The organism is Colwellia marinimaniae (assembly GCF_002207865.1).
Classification (GTDB): Bacteria; Pseudomonadota; Gammaproteobacteria; order Enterobacterales; family Alteromonadaceae; genus Colwellia; species Colwellia marinimaniae.
In genome coordinates, this window is sequence record NZ_BDQM01000029.1 from 1 (window position 1) to 17310 (window position 17310).

At 39.3% G+C, this 17310-nt stretch carries 12 protein-coding genes; 6 read left to right on the forward strand and 6 right to left on the reverse strand.

Annotated features, from left to right (window positions below; genetic code table 11):
* Positions 1–73 precede the first annotated feature (73 nt).
* A complete protein-coding gene (locus MTCD1_RS14250) occupies positions 74–457 on the reverse strand; it encodes a hypothetical protein (RefSeq protein WP_057181334.1) in 384 nt (127 codons plus the stop codon).
* A gap of 277 nt (positions 458–734) precedes the next feature.
* On the opposite strand from MTCD1_RS14250, the gene rimO reads away from it, so the two are divergent.
* The 3 genes from rimO (at position 735) to MTCD1_RS14265 (ending at position 6309) form a co-directional block, all read left to right on the forward strand.
* Positions 735–2171 (forward strand): 30S ribosomal protein S12 methylthiotransferase RimO, encoded by a 1437-nt coding sequence (gene rimO, locus MTCD1_RS14255; RefSeq protein ID WP_057181333.1) that lies wholly within the window; start codon positions 735–737, stop codon positions 2169–2171.
* Between the two features lie 1070 nt (positions 2172–3241).
* A complete protein-coding gene (locus MTCD1_RS14260; protein WP_082606523.1) occupies positions 3242–3907 on the forward strand; it encodes a TorF family putative porin in 666 nt (221 codons plus the stop codon).
* 77 nt (positions 3908–3984) lie between these two features.
* Positions 3985–6309 carry a methyl-accepting chemotaxis protein gene (locus MTCD1_RS14265; RefSeq protein WP_057181331.1) on the forward strand — a complete coding sequence of 775 codons (2325 nt, stop codon included), beginning with the start codon at positions 3985–3987 and terminating at the stop codon, positions 6307–6309.
* A 403-nt stretch (positions 6310–6712) separates the two neighbouring features.
* Here MTCD1_RS14265 and MTCD1_RS14270 read toward each other — a convergent pair whose 3' ends face one another.
* Together MTCD1_RS14270 and MTCD1_RS14275 are read right to left on the reverse strand one after the other, a co-directional pair.
* A complete protein-coding gene (locus MTCD1_RS14270; RefSeq protein ID WP_057181330.1) occupies positions 6713–7900 on the reverse strand; it encodes an endonuclease/exonuclease/phosphatase family protein in 1188 nt (395 codons plus the stop codon).
* Between the two features lie 20 nt (positions 7901–7920).
* Positions 7921–8556 carry a TetR/AcrR family transcriptional regulator gene (locus MTCD1_RS14275; RefSeq protein WP_057181329.1) on the reverse strand — a complete coding sequence of 212 codons (636 nt, stop codon included), beginning with the start codon at positions 8554–8556 and terminating at the stop codon, positions 7921–7923.
* Positions 8557–9315: 759 nt separating this feature from the next.
* Here MTCD1_RS14275 and MTCD1_RS14280 point away from each other — a divergent pair.
* The 3 genes from MTCD1_RS14280 to deoA all read left to right on the forward strand — a co-directional run bounded on the left by MTCD1_RS14280 (position 9316) and on the right by deoA (position 14382).
* Positions 9316–12429: a TonB-dependent receptor gene (locus MTCD1_RS14280; RefSeq protein WP_057181328.1), complete on the forward strand. Its 3114-nt coding sequence runs from the start codon at positions 9316–9318 to the stop codon at positions 12427–12429.
* 202 nt (positions 12430–12631) lie between these two features.
* Complete coding sequence (gene cdd / locus MTCD1_RS14285) at positions 12632–13051, forward strand: cytidine deaminase (RefSeq protein WP_057181327.1); 420 nt, start codon at positions 12632–12634, stop codon at positions 13049–13051.
* 11 nt (positions 13052–13062) lie between these two features.
* Complete coding sequence (gene deoA / locus MTCD1_RS14290; RefSeq protein WP_082606521.1) at positions 13063–14382, forward strand: thymidine phosphorylase; 1320 nt, start codon at positions 13063–13065, stop codon at positions 14380–14382.
* A 177-nt stretch (positions 14383–14559) separates the two neighbouring features.
* On the opposite strand, the gene MTCD1_RS14295 is transcribed toward deoA, so the two are convergent.
* The 3 genes from MTCD1_RS14295 to MTCD1_RS14305 form a co-directional block, all read right to left on the reverse strand.
* A complete protein-coding gene (locus MTCD1_RS14295) occupies positions 14560–15138 on the reverse strand; it encodes a thymidine kinase (protein ID WP_057181326.1) in 579 nt (192 codons plus the stop codon).
* Positions 15139–15215: 77 nt separating this feature from the next.
* On the reverse strand, positions 15216–16025 hold the full coding sequence (gene deoC / locus MTCD1_RS14300) for a deoxyribose-phosphate aldolase (protein ID WP_057181325.1): 810 nt from the start codon (positions 16023–16025) through the stop codon (positions 15216–15218).
* A 25-nt stretch (positions 16026–16050) separates the two neighbouring features.
* On the reverse strand, positions 16051–17295 hold the full coding sequence (locus MTCD1_RS14305) for a NupC/NupG family nucleoside CNT transporter (protein ID WP_057181324.1): 1245 nt from the start codon (positions 17293–17295) through the stop codon (positions 16051–16053).
* Positions 17296–17310: the final 15 nt, after the last annotated feature.

A 17310-nucleotide genomic window follows, 5' to 3' on the forward strand; every position in this document is an offset into this window, starting at 1 on the left:
TGAGCAACCAAACAACCTTGAACCGCTGTTACCATGGAATATTGAGCGCGGCTAGGTGCCGATCCCTATACGCTTACAATGGCTCACGTAATAGCATTGTTTCAACATGTTTATAAAAATGGTTTCGATGTTCAAAGTATTGATTAAAAGTCATGTTTTGTTGAGCAAGTCTATTAGATTCTGCTCTTTGGGAGGAACTATGGAATCGGTTGATTGCCACTGTAAAGGGAATAGCTAATGAGGCAATGAATACGGGGAAAGCTTGGGTTGCCAATATTGCTTCGTAAGCTTCTGGATTAGGCCAGCAGAAACACCATGTAGGAAAACTTAACACTAAAGCGGGTGTAACAAAAAAAACGATGGGCAGCCAAAATACTATATTTTTGTGTAACGGTATATTAGGCTCAATCTTGAATAGTTTGTTGAAAACACTTCTTACCTTATTACTTTTATTCAATTATCCTACCTCTGCTATTAAAAAATTATTTCATGAAGCTAGCTAGTATAATAACTACCCTTTAACCAATGATGAAGTTAAATTATCTTTCCTGTATAACCCCACGCATTAAATAACTGCCTTAGCCAATTGCACCACTCCAACATTTAAGGCAGTTAAACAAGCACTTATGATGCTCTAACCACCAAGTCTAAACACTAAAGACATTCACTTCATAATCGTGTATAATCCGCGCACTAAAATTCACCTGAATCATTTACATTAGTAAAGGCGCGCTATGACAGTTACTCAATTTGACCCGAAACAAACCACCACCCTAGAAACACCTAAAAAGGTCATTGAAGAGCAGTCAATTATTTTCACATCTAAAGCTAACCAAGGTGAACAAAGTCCAGTTAGCGCTCCAAAGATAGGCTTCGTCTCTCTCGGCTGTCCAAAAAACTTGGTCGACTCAGAGCGTATTCTTACTCAACTTCGTACAGAAGGTTACGATGTAACCAATAGTTACGAAGATGCTGAACTGGTGATTGTAAATACCTGTGGCTTTATTGATAGCGCAGTACAAGAGTCTTTAGATACCATAGGTGAAGCGTTAGCCGCAAATGGTAAAGTGTTGGTTACCGGGTGTTTAGGTGTTAAGAAAGATGAAATTATTGAACTTCACCCTAATGTCCTCGGTGTCACTGGCCCCCATGCTTATGATGAAGTATTAAAACAAGTGCATGAACATGTCGCCAAACCTGAGCATAATCCCTTTATTGACTTGGTTCCGCCACAAGGGGTTAAGCTTACGCCTAAACATTATGCTTATTTAAAAATATCCGAAGGTTGTGATCATCGTTGTACTTTTTGCATTATCCCGTCAATGCGTGGTGATTTAGACTCCCGTCCCATTGGTGATGTTTTAGGTGAAGCGCAACGTTTAAAAAATGCTGGCGTGAAAGAGTTATTGGTTATTTCGCAAGATACTTCCGCTTATGGCGTAGATGTTAAACATAAAACTGATTTCTGGGATGGTATGCCGGTAAAAACAAGCATGCTAGCTTTGTGTGAACAGTTAGGGAAATTAGGTATTTGGGTACGTTTACATTATGTTTACCCTTATCCTAGTGTTGATAAAGTTATTCCGTTAATGGCGGCAGGCAAAATCCTTCCTTATCTCGATATACCATTACAACATGCTAGTAAACGTATTTTGAAGTTGATGAAACGCCCTGGTAGTTCAGATAGAACGCTAGAGCGGATAAAAAAATGGCGTGAAATTTGCCCTGAATTAGTCATTCGTTCAACCTTTATTGTTGGTTTTCCGGGTGAAACCGAAGACGAGTTTCAAGAGTTATTAGATTTTCTAGAAGAAGCACAATTAGATAGAGTTGGTTGTTTTGCTTATTCTGATGTTGACGGCGCTACCGCCAATAACTTGCCCGACCATGTTGATGAAGCTGTTAAGCAAGAGCGCTTACAAAAATTCATGGCGGTGCAAGCTAAAATTAGTGCGGCAAAACTTCAAGCACGCATAGGTCAAGAATATTTAATTCTCATTGATGAAGTTAATGAGCTTGGTGCGGTAGGGCGCTCTTATGCTGATGCGCCAGAAGTTGATGGCAAAGTTTATTTGTCTGATGATTTTGATGCCAAGCCTGGCGATCTGATTTGGGTACAAATTATTCATGCCGATGACCATGATGTTTGGGGCGTTCGCGTAGAAGATTAGTCAGCTTAATAAAGACTTCAGGATTATAGCTCAAGTATTTCTAATTTGAGCCGGTAAGACAGAGTAACTTTATTAGTATGATCTGTTATTTGCACAGGCATATTTAACCGTTTAGTTTGACCTAGCCTTACCACGGGTTAGGTCAAATAGGCCATGGTTGATGTTTTTTCATCTGGCTGATATACAGATATATTTATTAACGTGGTGAACATCTGCTTGCTGTCAATCAGAAGTTGTCACAGGCAAACGCTACCTTACCCTTCAACTACCTTATAACTATTCCCCTCTACACTTAATAATTAGATGAATATCTGTGCCAGTAGCATTTATAACTCTATGGCCTGTACTTTTAATTCAGCATGAAGGCATTTGTTTTTCAGGACTTACTCTTTAGGCTATTTGGTTTATTAAGCCGACAAAGCAAAGTGGTTTTATGCTCAGCTCCGGTATTATTTATAGCTAGCCTGAACCAGCGACTAATAGCCTGGTTGAGCTTTAATTAACAACACACTTAACAATGATTCTGAAAGTAGACCTTTGGATGTCACCTTTGAGTCAAGTCGCCATATTCAATAGTCATGCGTAAGCATCATGTTACGGTTAAAACTATATATTGAATTACCTACCAAAAAATTAAAATATATATTTGGTAAACTTTTTGCCATCAAAGGCGAGTTATCTTGTGTAAATAACTATATACAATATTCAACAGTGTTTATTTACATTTATATTACAAACTACTAGTAAACAAGTGATAATGAATGTTATTCAGCATTCTTGGTGTTTACAGGACTTTAAGTCATAAAAAGTATATCTCACTGTATATAAAACAGTCAAAATGAGTATGACAAGGTTAAGTTATACTACTCAACTGTATTAAAAGTGATATTTATGATTCTAATAATTCAGACCATTCAGCTTAAAACTATTTTGACAATGGCATTTGCTCTAATAAGCAAGTGGAGTAATTCGTTATATATTCAATACTGTAAATTTTGTTGCAAGGAGCCACTATTTAACAATTCACTCTCTCACTCTTAAAAAATTTTAAAAAAGGTATATATTTTTCTATGAACAAGATGATTATTCTCCCCGCTTTACTTTCTTCAACTTTATTAACATCCATGTTTTTTAGCACTGCAGCCTCTGCTGACGATGCATTCTCAGCAAATATCGGTATAACAAGTAACTATATTTGGCGTGGTATCACTCAATCGGACGATAATTTCAGCGTTTCCGCAGGTGCTGACTATAACCATGAATCTGGTTTTTATCTGGGCACATGGGCTGCCACCGTAGATTTCAATGATGATACTAATTTTGAGTATGATTTTTATAGTGGCTACCAAACTAACTTTGCCAATATCGACTGGGATATCGGCTATATCTATTACGGCTATCAAGGCGAAGATAACTTGGCCTTTAGTGAGGTATATTTACGTGCAAGTTATGAAACACTTTCCTTGGCTGTTTCGACCCTAGTTGATAATGATACTGATGGTGAATTTGGCGATAGCCATTATTTTGAAGCCGCTTATGGTTTTTCTTTACCATACGAAATATCTCTAGACCTTCATGCCGGCTATTATAATCTACCAGCAGATGCTGATTATAACGACTTTAATATCAGTTTAAGCAAAAGTGGCTTTTCATTAATGGTGAGTACACTCACAGGTAATGATGCCTTTGAAGATACTCTAGTATCTCTGTCTTATAGCAAGAGTTTTGATTTGTAATAAATAGCACTTGCTGGTAAAGATTATTTATCAGCAAGTTACTTACTGGCAGATATTACCTATTCATGGATGTTCAGATGAAAATTAAACATAAATTACTTTCCCAAGCTATATTTCTCGCTATTGTTCCAGCCTTTATTATGGCGGTGATAATAACATTACAAGCTAACCAGTCTTCCTTTGAAGCGTTGGGTAAAAAATCGAAAGAACAACTTATTTCTCTTCGAGAATTAAAAAAAGAGCAAATCAGTTCATATTTAAACACAATTGAAGCGCAAGTTATTTCGTTATCTAAAAACCCTTCAGTCATAGCTGCGGCAACAAACTATTCCAATACATTTTATAAGCCCTCTAATCTCCAAGAACAATTAAATGCTGGAAAAAACAGAGTTTCGAGTTATTACCAAAGCCAATTTAGTCAGGCTTTTAATAACAAAAATCCACAGGCAAACTTCTCAGTTCACCATAAATTATCCCAGCTTGGCCCTTTAGCTATTTATTTTCAAGACAAGTATATTGCCAAAAATCGATTTCCGTTGGGCAATAAAGAACAGCTTAACAGTGCTGGAGACACGCCTTACGACAAAGTTCATCAACAATACCACCCAATGTTTAGAGATTACCTCAATAGCTTTGGTTACTATGATATTTTTATCGTTGATGTTGATAGTGGCCATGTTATTTATTCCGTTTTTAAAGAACTAGACTATGCGACCTCCTTGATAACAGGTCCATACGCCAATTCTGGACTGGCAAAAGCCTTTAATAAAGCCAAGTTACTCAATGACAATGACAGTGTCGTTTTGGTTGATTATGAAAGTTACTTTCCTTCCTATGATCAAGCCGCTTCTTTTATTGCCTCCCCAATAGTAAACCAATCAGGCAAGGCAAAAGCTATCTTAATATTTCAAATGCCAATTGACGGTATTAATAAAATAATGACAAATAATGAAAGGTGGTTAGATGTCGGGCTAGGTTTATCGGGAGAAACGTATTTAGTTGGCCCTGACTATAAATTACGTAGTGAAAGTCGCTTTTTAATTGAAGACAAACAAAGTTATTTCAAGGCTCTAGAAGATTCGGGTTCTCAGCCTAATCTACAACAAATAAAGGCTTACAATTCAGCGATAGGAATGCAGTTTGTAAAAACCCCAGGCGTCGCTGAAGCGCTGGCAGGAAATAAAGGCTTCGCTCAATTTTTAGATTATAGAAATGTTAAGGTGTTATCGGCCTATATGCCATTAAAATACGGCAATCAAACTTGGGCCCTAATGGCCGAGATTGATGTTGAAGAAGCTTTTTTTGACGCGGCTAAACTTTCAGAGGAATTATATTTTTATAGTTTATTGTCACTGCTTTTTATTGGCGCAATCAGCATCACTACGGGTTTGATTATCGCCAATATTATCGTTAACCCGCTTAATGTCCTAGTCAAACGCATTTCAGAAGTTTCCGAAGGCGATGGTGACTTAACGGTTGAATTAGACTTAGCTCAGCGTAATGATGAGATAGGCGATATAGGTAAAGCTTTTAATCAATTTGTTAGTAAAATCAGGAATATTATCATTGAAATTGATTTACATGCAGGTCAATTAGCGTCTTCATCGGAAGAGTTATCTGCGGTAACCAAAGAGACTAATGCAATCATAGTGAGGCAAAAAGAGAAAACTGAACTCACTACGGCAGTAATGTCTGACTTGAATGCCAGTATCAATTCAATAGCCGAAAACTCTTCTCAAACAGCGACCATGACGACTGAAGCAAGTACTGAATCTGCTAAAGGTTCAACTTTGTCACAAAGTGCTCAATTAGCAATCCACGACTTAGTAGACTCAGTGAATATTGCTGCAAAAGAACTGCATCAATTGAATACTCAAGTTGAAGAGATTACGGGTATTTTAAGTGTTATTGATAGCATTGCTGACCAAACTAATTTGTTGGCTCTTAATGCGGCCATTGAAGCGGCCAGAGCGGGCGAATCTGGGCGTGGTTTCTCCGTTGTTGCCGACGAAGTACGTACCCTTGCGGCCAAAACACAAGCATCTACCATTGAAATACAACAGAAACTTGAAGGCTTAAAAAAATCATCTTTGCAATCAGTCACAGCCATGAACCAAGCTTCAACAGCTGCGAATAAAGGCATTGATCTTGTTAAGCAAACAGCAACAAGTTTAAAAACAGTGGAAGGTTTAGTAAAAGAGGTAAGTACTAAAAATATAGAAAGTGCCCAAGTTGCTCAGCTTCAAGGCGATAGTGTTAATGAAGCTCATCAAAATATAATTGATATTTCTGATTACACTGAGAATACCTCTAGTGCAGCGCTGCAAACCTCGCAAGCGTCCAATGATTTAGCCAAATTAGCGGTAAATATGTCGACATTAGTCAGGCAATTTAAATATTAAGGATATAAAGTCACTGTTATTATTTAATGGCTTTTTTCAGTTAAAAAGCCATTAAGGTTGAACCGCTATTGTCATAGCCGTTATGCCGTTTACTTACCACTAGGTTTAGCCCTGAAGGCGGATTATATCCGCCAACATCAATCATAGTTAGTTATTATTTTTAAATCGCCTATCACCCCCTGTGTCAGGCTAGTTGCCGCTGACGGCCTGGCGATGTTAACCCTAATAAAGATACACTCATCGCTAACATCAATTAACCGCCATTGTATTTAGGGTAACTGCTAACTAGTTTTGCTTACAAGAGGGCATTGAACGTCAATAGCCGCTCAATTTAAGTAAGCTCAGCCGACTTGTGTGGCCACTTGTCGGCTTTTTTATGTGTGCTTCGCTATTTCCTGCTTGGCTATTCGGGTTTTGTTGTTAGCTCAAGCCAAACCAGACGATGATCAGATGAAGCATTTCTATCCTTGATCAAACGGTAGCTCTCGTCGCTTGCTAAGGGCCAAAAAACACCGGAATCATTGATAGTGAAGTCAAGAGCAGAAGGTAAGACATAATCAACTCTCATACCCCAGTTTGAAGTATGATGTTTAGCGTTAACATTGTCAGGTGTATGCAATTCACCCGCTTGGCTTTGCGGCATAACATCTTGAATTTTTTTGTCTTGTAGTAACGCTGAAATACTGGTGTTGATTGCCTCGCCATCAACACTTGAGGCATTTAAGTCACCGAGAATAACAAATACTTTCGCGGCCTTAAGACCACCTTTCTTACCATTGTCATCGTAAATATAGTCTGAAGCTTCAGGGGTAATATAATCATGCCAAAAACGAATTTCATCATGGTTACGTTTACCGTTTCTATCTTCTGGCCCATCAAATACGGGCGGTGTTGGGTGGCTCGCCAGTATATGAATAGTTTTACCATTGACCTCAACAGGCACATCCCAATGAGACTTAGATGATAATCTCAGCGCTTGCCATACTTGATTGCTGTACCAAGGTTTGTTCGTTACCGGGTCCATTGGCACTAGTGCATTAGGCATATCATGGCGTTTGAAATGTTGAAAACTGCGGATATTGGCGATATCTATCGGGTATTTTGATAATAGCGCCATACCAAAATGGCCGGGAAAATGACCATAACCGAAACCATCACCAGGTAGTTTGCCCTTTTCACCATCACCATTCAGGTCCAAACCTGAATTTATGCCGGTATTAACCGGACCTTGGTAAAAATAAGGGTAATCAATGGCTTTTTGCCCCTGTTGGCCTTTATTTAAGTAGTTAGCAATAAAGATTTTCAAGGTTTTGTTATTGTCGTCTTGATAATCAAATTCATTGAGCAAAAGGATATCAGGGTTAACCCTTTGGATTATCTCGGCAATGTTTTTTATTTGCTGATGATCACTAGCCAATGCGTTAACTAGTGTTTTTTCCGAAACACTTTCTGCTTCAGCGCGATTATGATCAATATAATTTAACGCTTCCATACTGACATTAAAGGTAGCGATTTTTAGTGTTGTTGCTTGTGCAAAAGTCATCTGAGGTAACGCCAAGGCAAGTAATGCAATAATGGTGTGTTTTTTCATAGCCGTATTTTAAACCAATCCTATTTAATTAGGCCGCAGCCACGTAAAATAATGTCACAAAGAAAAGTGATTACCTGTTGTACATCATCTTCTTCGAAGTCGGCACGATTCATTATCGTTAAAATTTGGGTCTCAAAGTCAGCATAGTGCTGAGTGGCTGACCAAATTAGAAAGATAAGATGTACCGGGTCAACATTGGCCATTTCACCATTATCAATCCACTGTTGAAATAATTTAGCTTTTTCTCTTACCCACTGACGTTGATAAGTACGTGCATAATCTTTTAAATGCGGTGCGCCTTGAATTATCTCCATCGCATATATTTTTGACGCTTCAGGGTGTTTAAATGACATCCTGACTTTCGCTTCAATAAATTTTTCTATCGCGACTTTTGGCCCTTTGTCTGCTTCGATATCGCCAATGCCTTCATCCCACATCTCAAGTGTATGTTCCAGCACTGCATGATATATGTTTTCTTTGTTTTTGAAATAATAAAGGATATTAGCTTTTGGCATCTCGGCTCGATCAGCTATAGATTGCACCGTTGCGCCCCTATACCCCTGTAAAACAAACTCGGTTCTAGCTGCTGTGAGGATCTTAACTTGGCTTTTCGCTCTAATATTGCCGTTTTTCTTAACTTGATTAGCGCTAGTCATATTCTTTACTCAGTGTTCGTTATTGTATTTATGATGACGGTCATGACTGTTTTTATAGGACTTTTACCAGTCGTAGCGATATAAGTCACACCCGTTCTCAAATTATTGTTAACCATTTAGTCAGATAGTTAAAAGATAGTACTTTATATTTTAACTCATTATACCGACTATAAATGTAAGTTATTGACAAGGAAAAGTACACTATATCCCCACTTGATTACATTTTTGTAGTGAGTAACCTAAAACATGTAATTTCAGCTGTGCTAGATAATATACTTATGTGAATAAAATAACATACTTTCCTAGACGTCAGTATTTTACTGTAATTTCAGCGCTTTGATCACCGGTGTTTAGTTATGCTTGGTTTTTTATCTGACCAATTGGATGGTTTCTTATATTAAAATGTAATTAAAACCACAGCTATCGATAACTATATTTTATATATAAATAATATCAGTAATTACTTTAACAGTTACTAGGGGTAATTTTATTGTAACCTGTTGAATTGAAAGTGATTTAATGTAATACGTTGTTTTTAATTTAACTGGTCTGATGTTTATGTTTATACTGCTTCAGTAAAGATGTTAAAATATGTAATGAAACTGTAATAAAATTCTGCTCTAATTTCAATCGAAATGAAAAACAGAGCAATTGGTTAACTTTTCTATTGCTTAAAAAATAACAAGAATAAAGATCACTTTAAAACAAAATAGAACCAAATAAAACCAAACAAAACCAAACAAAACATAGGAATAACAGATGAACAATTATCGTCTATCACATATAACTAGTGCGTTAGTCCTTGCACTTGGGCTATCAACTTCAGCAATAGCAAATGAAACCTCTTCTGGTATCGCAGGAAAAGTATTCACTCCAAAGGGTGAACCTGCTGCCAATACAACGATTATTGTAACTCATATCCCAACGGGTACCGTTAAAAGAATTAAAACCAATAGTTCAGGTAGTTATAGCTTAAGAGGCCTTCGTGTTGGCGGTCCCTATAAAGTTGTGATTGATTCTGAAATATATAAAGATCAAGAGTACACGAACGTGTACCTACAAGCCGGCAAGCTACAGCGTTTATCTATTGATTTAGAAAATGTTGATAGAGAAGTTATTTCTGTTGTAGGTAGTCGTGTGATTGGCTATACCAACAGCGGTTCTTCAGGCTCTTTTGGTGTTGATGATATCGCGAATGCTGCTGGTGGTGAGCGTGATCTTAAGGGCGTGTTACGTTTTAACCCATTAGTTTCTATTGGCAGTGGCGCTGGTGCGCCGATGTCAATCGCTGGTTCAAACCCTCGCTTTAATAGCTTCTCTGTTGATGGTGTACGTCAAAATGATGACTTTGGTTTGAACGGCAATGGTTATCCAACCCAGCGCTCACCAATATCTATTGATGCGGTTGAGCAGGTTAGTGTTGAAGCAACGCCTTACTCTGTTAAAAATGGCGGATTTTCTGGCGGTCAAATTAACGTAGTAACCAAGTCAGGTACCAATGAATTTCACGGTAGTTTTTTCTATGAAAAAGAATCGGATGACTGGGCCGGTACCCCTAAAAATTTAGACGGTGAAGACATCCCATTAGAGTTTGAATCAACTACTTTTGCCGCTACTCTTGGCGGACCAATTATTAAAGATAAGTTGTTTTTCTTCGCATCATATGAGAAGTATGATCAACCCACCAGTGTCGAGTGGGGACCTGCAGGTGCAGGTGCAGGCAATGATACCAAGTTTACCGAAGCAGAATACCTTCAAGTTAAAGAGATTGCAGATCGTGTCTACGGCGTCGATATAGGTACTTACAGTGCTAATCCTGAAGAAAAAGATGAAAAAATCTTAATTAAACTTGATTGGAACATTAATGAAGATCACCGTGCCGCGTTTACTTATCAAAACACGGAAGGCAACTCAATACGTAACATGACTTCTAGGTCAAGTGAGTTGAAAATGTCTACCCATTGGTATGATAAGGATGAAAAATTAACGGCCTTTTCTGGGCACTTGTATTCAGATTGGAACGCTGATTTTTCTACTGAGATTAAAGTAGCCTATAAAGATGTTGATACTAAGGCGACTCCTCAAAATAAAATGATGGGTGATGTTACCGTACGAGGCGAAAGTGGCAGTATCGCCTTTGGCCCTGATAGAAGTCGTCATGGTAATGAGCTAAGCAACCAGACCTTGTCATTACGTTTTTTAGGTGAATATTTATATAACGACCATGAAATCACCTTTGGTGTCGAATATGAAACCATTGATGTATTTAACTTGTATGCACCTGACTCTTTGGGTACGTGGAAATTTGCTAACATTACCGACTTTGAAAATCGTACGGCGGATGACTTTGATTATGCCAATGCATACACCAACGACGTGAATGATGCAGCAGCGAGCTTTAAGTTCTCTACAACAACATTATTTATCGAAGATGCGTTTAATATTACCGATTCGGTATTGTTAACCGCGGGTGTTCGTTATGAGGTAGTTGGCTCATCAGATAAACCAACTCATAATGCTAACTTCCAAGCAAGATACGGCTACTCAAACACTGCTAATATGGATGGCGAAAGCATTTTCCTTCCTCGTATTAGTATTAATTGGGAAGCAACCGATGATTTAGTCGTGCGTGGTGGTATTGGTCGCTTTAGTGGTGGTCGCCCCAATGTTTGGCTTTCAAATGCCTACAGTAACGACGGAACTACCTACGTTACTTCTGGTGATACTGGGGATCACCTAATTAATGTGGATATTACTAAGATCCCTCAAGCGGTACTTGATGGCATGGAAGCAGGGGATGGTAATGTAAACTTCACCGATCCTAATTTTGAATCGCCTTCAGACTGGCGTACCAATATTGCGTTAGAATATCGTTTCGATATCCCAGTAATGGGTGATGACTGGATGTGGACGGCAGAATTTATTCATATTAAGAAAGAAAACGACCCATTTTGGCAAGATGTTAGCCGTAGCAAAACTGGCGAAACAACGGCTGGTGGCCGTCCAATTTATAAAGCAGATGACAAGGGTCGTTATGATCTCATGTTAACTAATGCCGCTGATAATGGTGAAAGCAATATCATCACTACCAGCTTAAACAAGACGTTTGATAGCGGCCTAGCCTTTAATATATCTTATACCAATCAAGATATCACTGAAGGTACGCCAGGAACTTCTTCAACAGCTACTTCTAACTTCCAGTACCCGGTCACATTAGATCGTGGCCGTGCAGAAGTTGGTCGTGCCGCTTTTGAAATTGAACATAGCTTAAAAATTAACTTAGATTACCGTGTCGAGTTTGTTTCTAACTATGCTACTAAGTTTAATCTATTCTTCGAGCGCCGATCTGGACGACCACTTAGCTGGGTTATGGGTTCATACAAAAATGGTGCCTTAGGTGATCAATACGCATTTGATGATTCAGATGCTTATTTACCTTACATTCCATCGGGAGCCGGTGATCCAAACGTAGCCTATAAAGGTGGTTTGACTTACGATGAGTTGAAAGGGTATTTAGATCAAGCAGGTTTAAGTAAATATGCCGGTGGTTATGCTGAAAAAGGCTCTGCTAGCCAACCTTGGCAAACCACGCTAGACCTGCGTATTGCTCAGGAAATTCCAGGCTTTATGGATGGTCATAAAGGTGAGTTATTCCTTAGTGTGCGTAACTTACTTAACCTTATCGACGACAAAAAAGGCCAGAAAAAACGTAGTCAATATGGTACTAAGATCATAGCTGATTACGGTATTAACGACCAAGGCCAATATGAGTATTCTGAACCATTCGGTGGTTTCGATGCTGCCAGAGCTGATACCGTTGATGCGAAATACTCTGCATGGGGTATTAAGATTGGTGTTCGTTATACTTTCTAAACTAAGCTGAAAATCAAGGCTATTTGCATAATAGTCCGGTTTGATAGTAATAAAAGGCTGCATTTTTTGCAGCCTTTTTATTGGCTAATTTTCATTGATTGTTATTAAAGCTATTTGTTAACGGCACGGCTCAAATAACTTGACCATATGGTCAGTAATGATATGCTGAACCTATCAATATTGCGCGTGACGAGGAAACATAATGAACGAAATAACAACAGAATTACTAGATGAAGTAATCGCAGCAGCTAAAGCAGCTTATCAATTGGCTTATGCGCCATATAGTAATTTTCATGTTGGCGCTGCTGCGTTAACAGCCAATGGCAATATAGTGAAAGGTTGTAATGTTGAAAATGCGTCCTATGGCTTAACGGTCTGTGCAGAGCGTAACTGTATTAGTCAGGCGGTAATTAATGGCGAACAGCAATTTCAGCTGATTGTTATTTATACCGAACAAGATAAATTAACACCACCTTGTGGTGCTTGTCGGCAAGTAATTGCAGAGTTTTTTGAGCAATCGGCGCCAGTGCTTGCCGTTAACCATAAAAATGAACGAAAAACGTGGACGGTGCAGGAGTTATTACCCGATGCATTCACCCCGAAAGATTTATTAGACTTATAAGAAGTTAACTCATGTCAGTAACAAATAAAATGCTCCCGCAAGAAATTATTCGCCTTAAACGTGACGGTAAAGTACTCAATGAACAAGCGATAAAGGCTTTTGTTTCAGGCCTGGTCGATGGCAGTTTCTCCGATAGTCAAGTTGGCGCTATGGCCATGGCTATTTTTCAACAGGGCATGTCAGTTGATGAAAAAGTCAATTTTACCAAAGCTATGATGCACTCAGGCGAGGTCTTAAGTTGGCAAGGTTTTGACGGCCCTATTGTTGATAAACATTCTACAGGAGGGGTAGGTGACAAGGTCAGCTTTATGTTGGCTGCTATTGTCTCTGCTTGTGGTGGTTATGTGCCGATGATCTCTGGTCGAGGTTTAGGTCACACTGGTGGTACCGCGGATAAACTAGAAAGCATCGCCGGTTTTAATGTTCAGCCAAGCATCAGTGAGTTTAAGCGCATAGTTAAAGAAGTAGGTGTGGCTATTATTGCGCAAACAGATAATTTAGCCCCAGCCGACAAACGTTTGTATTCAATTCGAGATGTGACCGCCACGGTTGAGTCTATTCCCTTAATTACTGCTTCAATATTATCTAAAAAGCTTGCTGCTGGCTTAGATGTCTTAGTGATGGATATTAAGGTCGGCAATGGTGCTATGATGCATACCTTGGCGGATGCTAAAGCGCTTGCTGATAGTATCGTGAGTGTTGCTAATGGCGCAGGTGTGAAGACACAGGCTATTATTACTGATATGAACCAAGTACTTGGTTCCAGTGCTGGTAATGCCATAGAAATGGCTGAAACGGTTAAGTATTTAACCGGTAAACAACGAGAGCCGCGCTTACATAAAGTTGTACAAGCACTTGCCAGTGCCATGCTTATTAATACCAAGCTAGCGAGTAATGAAAAAGAAGCCCATGAAAAAATTGATAAAGTATTAAGATCTGGGCTAGCGGCAGAAGTCTTTGAACGTATGGTCGCAGCGTTAGGTGGCCCGAAAAACTTTATTGAAAAACCTTGGGATTCAATGACCAAGGCGAACGTTATTACCGCGGTTAAAGCAACCCAGCATGGTTATATTGCACAAATGGACACTCGTGCTGTTGGCATGTCGGTGGTGGGCTTAGGTGGCGGTAGAACCGCACCGACACAAGCGGTAGATCACAGTGTTGGTTTTGATCGGATATTACCACTTGGTGTGCAAGTGAATCGTGGCGAAGTGATTGCCCGTGTTCATGCCAAAGATCAAGATTCAGCCGATAGAGCCATTGAGCAATTTAATAATGCGCTTAGCTACTCAGATGACAGCCCAGAGTTGCCGCCAGTGATATATTCATAGTTAAAACCAATAAGCTTAGATGCTAACAGCAGTTGCTCGGTAGTAAATGCCCGGCAACTGCAGAGACTACGTTTAAAATACGCTTAACCATGAGTTACCTTTTAGATGAACTCTTCATCGGAACTACTTTGATAATAAAGTAGTAAACCTTATCACCAGTATGAACACTACCTGGTCTTATAATCTGACAACTTGCTTAAAGTGAGCACGACAAAGGGGTTCATAGCGTTCATTACCGCCAACTTCGACTTGCTCACCATCTTGTACCGCTTTACCGTTAGCGTCTTGCCTGATAACAAAGTTAGCTTTGCGGCCACAGTGACATATGGTTTTTAATTCAACAAGCTTGTCTGCCCAAGCGAGCAGGGCGGCACTACCGGAGAAGGTTTGTCCTAAAAAGTCAGTGCGTATACCATAAGCCAGTACAGGAATATGCAATACATCGACTATATCAGTAAGCTGTTTAACCTGCTCTGTTGACAAAAACTGAGCTTCGTCGATGAGTATACAATCCAGTTTTTTAGCTTGATTTTTCTGCTCAACATCTTTGAATAGATTAGTTTTATCGTCAAATAAAAAAGCGTCGGCATCAATGCCGAGTCTGGAAGTAACTTTACCTTTAGCAAATCTATCATCAATTTTCGCAGTGTAAATAGCGGTTGCTAAACCACGTTCTTGGTAGTTATAAGAAGATTGCAGCAGGTGAGTTGACTTGCCGGCATTCATCGATGAAAAATAAAAATAAAGTTGTGCCATTGCTTACTGCTTTTTTAAATATTATCTTATAAAACTGATCGTGCTAGCTTTACTCAGTCGTCAGCTATTCGTCAGTTTTAGTATTTGCTTGGTGTATCGGTATTACTTGAGGTCTTAGTATTACTCTGCTGTCCTAGCGTAGTTAATAAACTGGTAAGTAAGCTGCTGGCACCAAAGCGAAAGTGATTAGCATCAGCCCATTCACCGCCTAATATACTATCGGCTAAATCAAGGTATATAGCAGCATCTTCAGCGTTTCTTACCCCACCGGCTGGTTTAAAACCAACGGCAGTGTTCTTTTGTTTTATTACTTCTAACATGATTTTTGCTGCGGCTGGCGTAGCATTTACCGCTACTTTACCGGTCGATGTTTTAATAAAATCGGCGCCGGCATTAATGGCAATTTCACTGGCCTGGCGAATTAATACTTCCGATTTGAGTTCGCCTGTTTCAATAATTACTTTAAGCTTGGCTGAATTAGCACAGGCTTGTTTACAAATTTTAACCATATCAAAACCAATGCTTTCGTTACCTTGCATTAACGCGCGATAAGGGAAGACCAAGTCTACTTCATCTGCGCCATAGGCTACTGCAGCCTTGGTTTCGGCTAAAGCAATATCAATATCATCATTACCATGGGGAAAGTTAGTAACCGTAGCTATTTTTATCTGTGGGCTTTGTTGTGCTTTCAGTGCCTTTTTAGCGATGGGAATAAAACGCGGAAAAATACAAATAGCGGCTGTTGCGCCGACAGGCGACTTTGCTTGTCGACAAAGCTCAATAATGTCTTGCTCAGTTTCCGTATTAGTAAGGCTAGTTAAATCCATTAATGACAGGGCACGTAGAGCGACTGCTTTACTCTCAGCACTAGGTAAGTTATCTGACATGATTTATATCTTCCTATTTTACTTGTTATAAAGCAAAGAAAATGCCGGCAATTGCCGCGCTCATTAAGTTTGCTAATGTTGCAGCAAGCATTGCTCGCATACCCATCCTGGCAATATCGTGGCGGCGACTTGGTGCCATAGAGCCAAGACCACCGAGTAAAATTGCGATAGATGATAAGTTGGCAAAACCACATAAAGCAAAGGTGACAATGACTTGCGTTACTGGGCTTAAGGTATCTCTTATTTCAATAAAATTGACATAGGCAAAGAACTCATTAACGATAACTTTTTGGCCAATAAAGCTACCCGCTTGCAACATTTCATTGGCGGGCACACCGATAATATAAGCAAAGGGGGCAAATAGGTAACCTAAGAAAAATTCAATGGTGATATCTTGATAACCAAATAAACCAGCAACACCACCAACGATAGTATTTAGTAAGGCAATTAACGCGATAAAAGCCAGTAACATAGCGCCGACATTTACCGCAAGTTTCAAGCCTGATGCAGCGCCAGAGGCTGCAGCATCAATAACATTGGTTGGTTTATTGTCATCGTCGTCATAATCGATAGGGTCTTTGACTATTTTGTCGTGCTCAGTTTCAGGATAAATGATTTTTGCCATTAATAGGCCACCAGGAGCGGCCATAAATGATGCAGCAATAAGATATTTCAACTCGATGCCAAGCCCAGCATAACCTGCAAGAATAGAGCCGGCAACAGAGGCTAAACCACCCACCATGATGGCAAATAATTCTGATTGGGTCATCTTGGCAATATAAGGGCGAATAACGAGTGGCGCTTCAGTTTGACCAACAAAAATATTGGCCGTGGCTGAAAGTGATTCGGGTTTACTGGTTTGTAATAGCTTTTGTAAGCCACCACCAATGATTTTAATAACCCATTGCATTACGCCGAGGTAATACAAGACCGCAATTAAAGAGGAAAAGAAAATTATATTGGGTAATACTCGGATTGCGAAGACAAAACCGACACCATTGTCATACATGGCATCTGTGCCTAAACCACCAAAAAGGAAGTTAATGCCTACTTTGGCACTGTCAATAACACTTTGCACACCATTGGTCATAGACAGTAAAAAATCTTTGCCAAAAGGCACATATAAAACAAAGGCCCCCAGTAAAAGCTGTAGGGCAAAAGCTAAACCAACCGTACGCATGTTTATAGATTTTTTGCCATTTGATAAGGCATAAGCTATTCCTAGCAATACCACTATGCCTATAACACCTCTAAGTGCACCTAAATCCATGAATACCTCTTATGT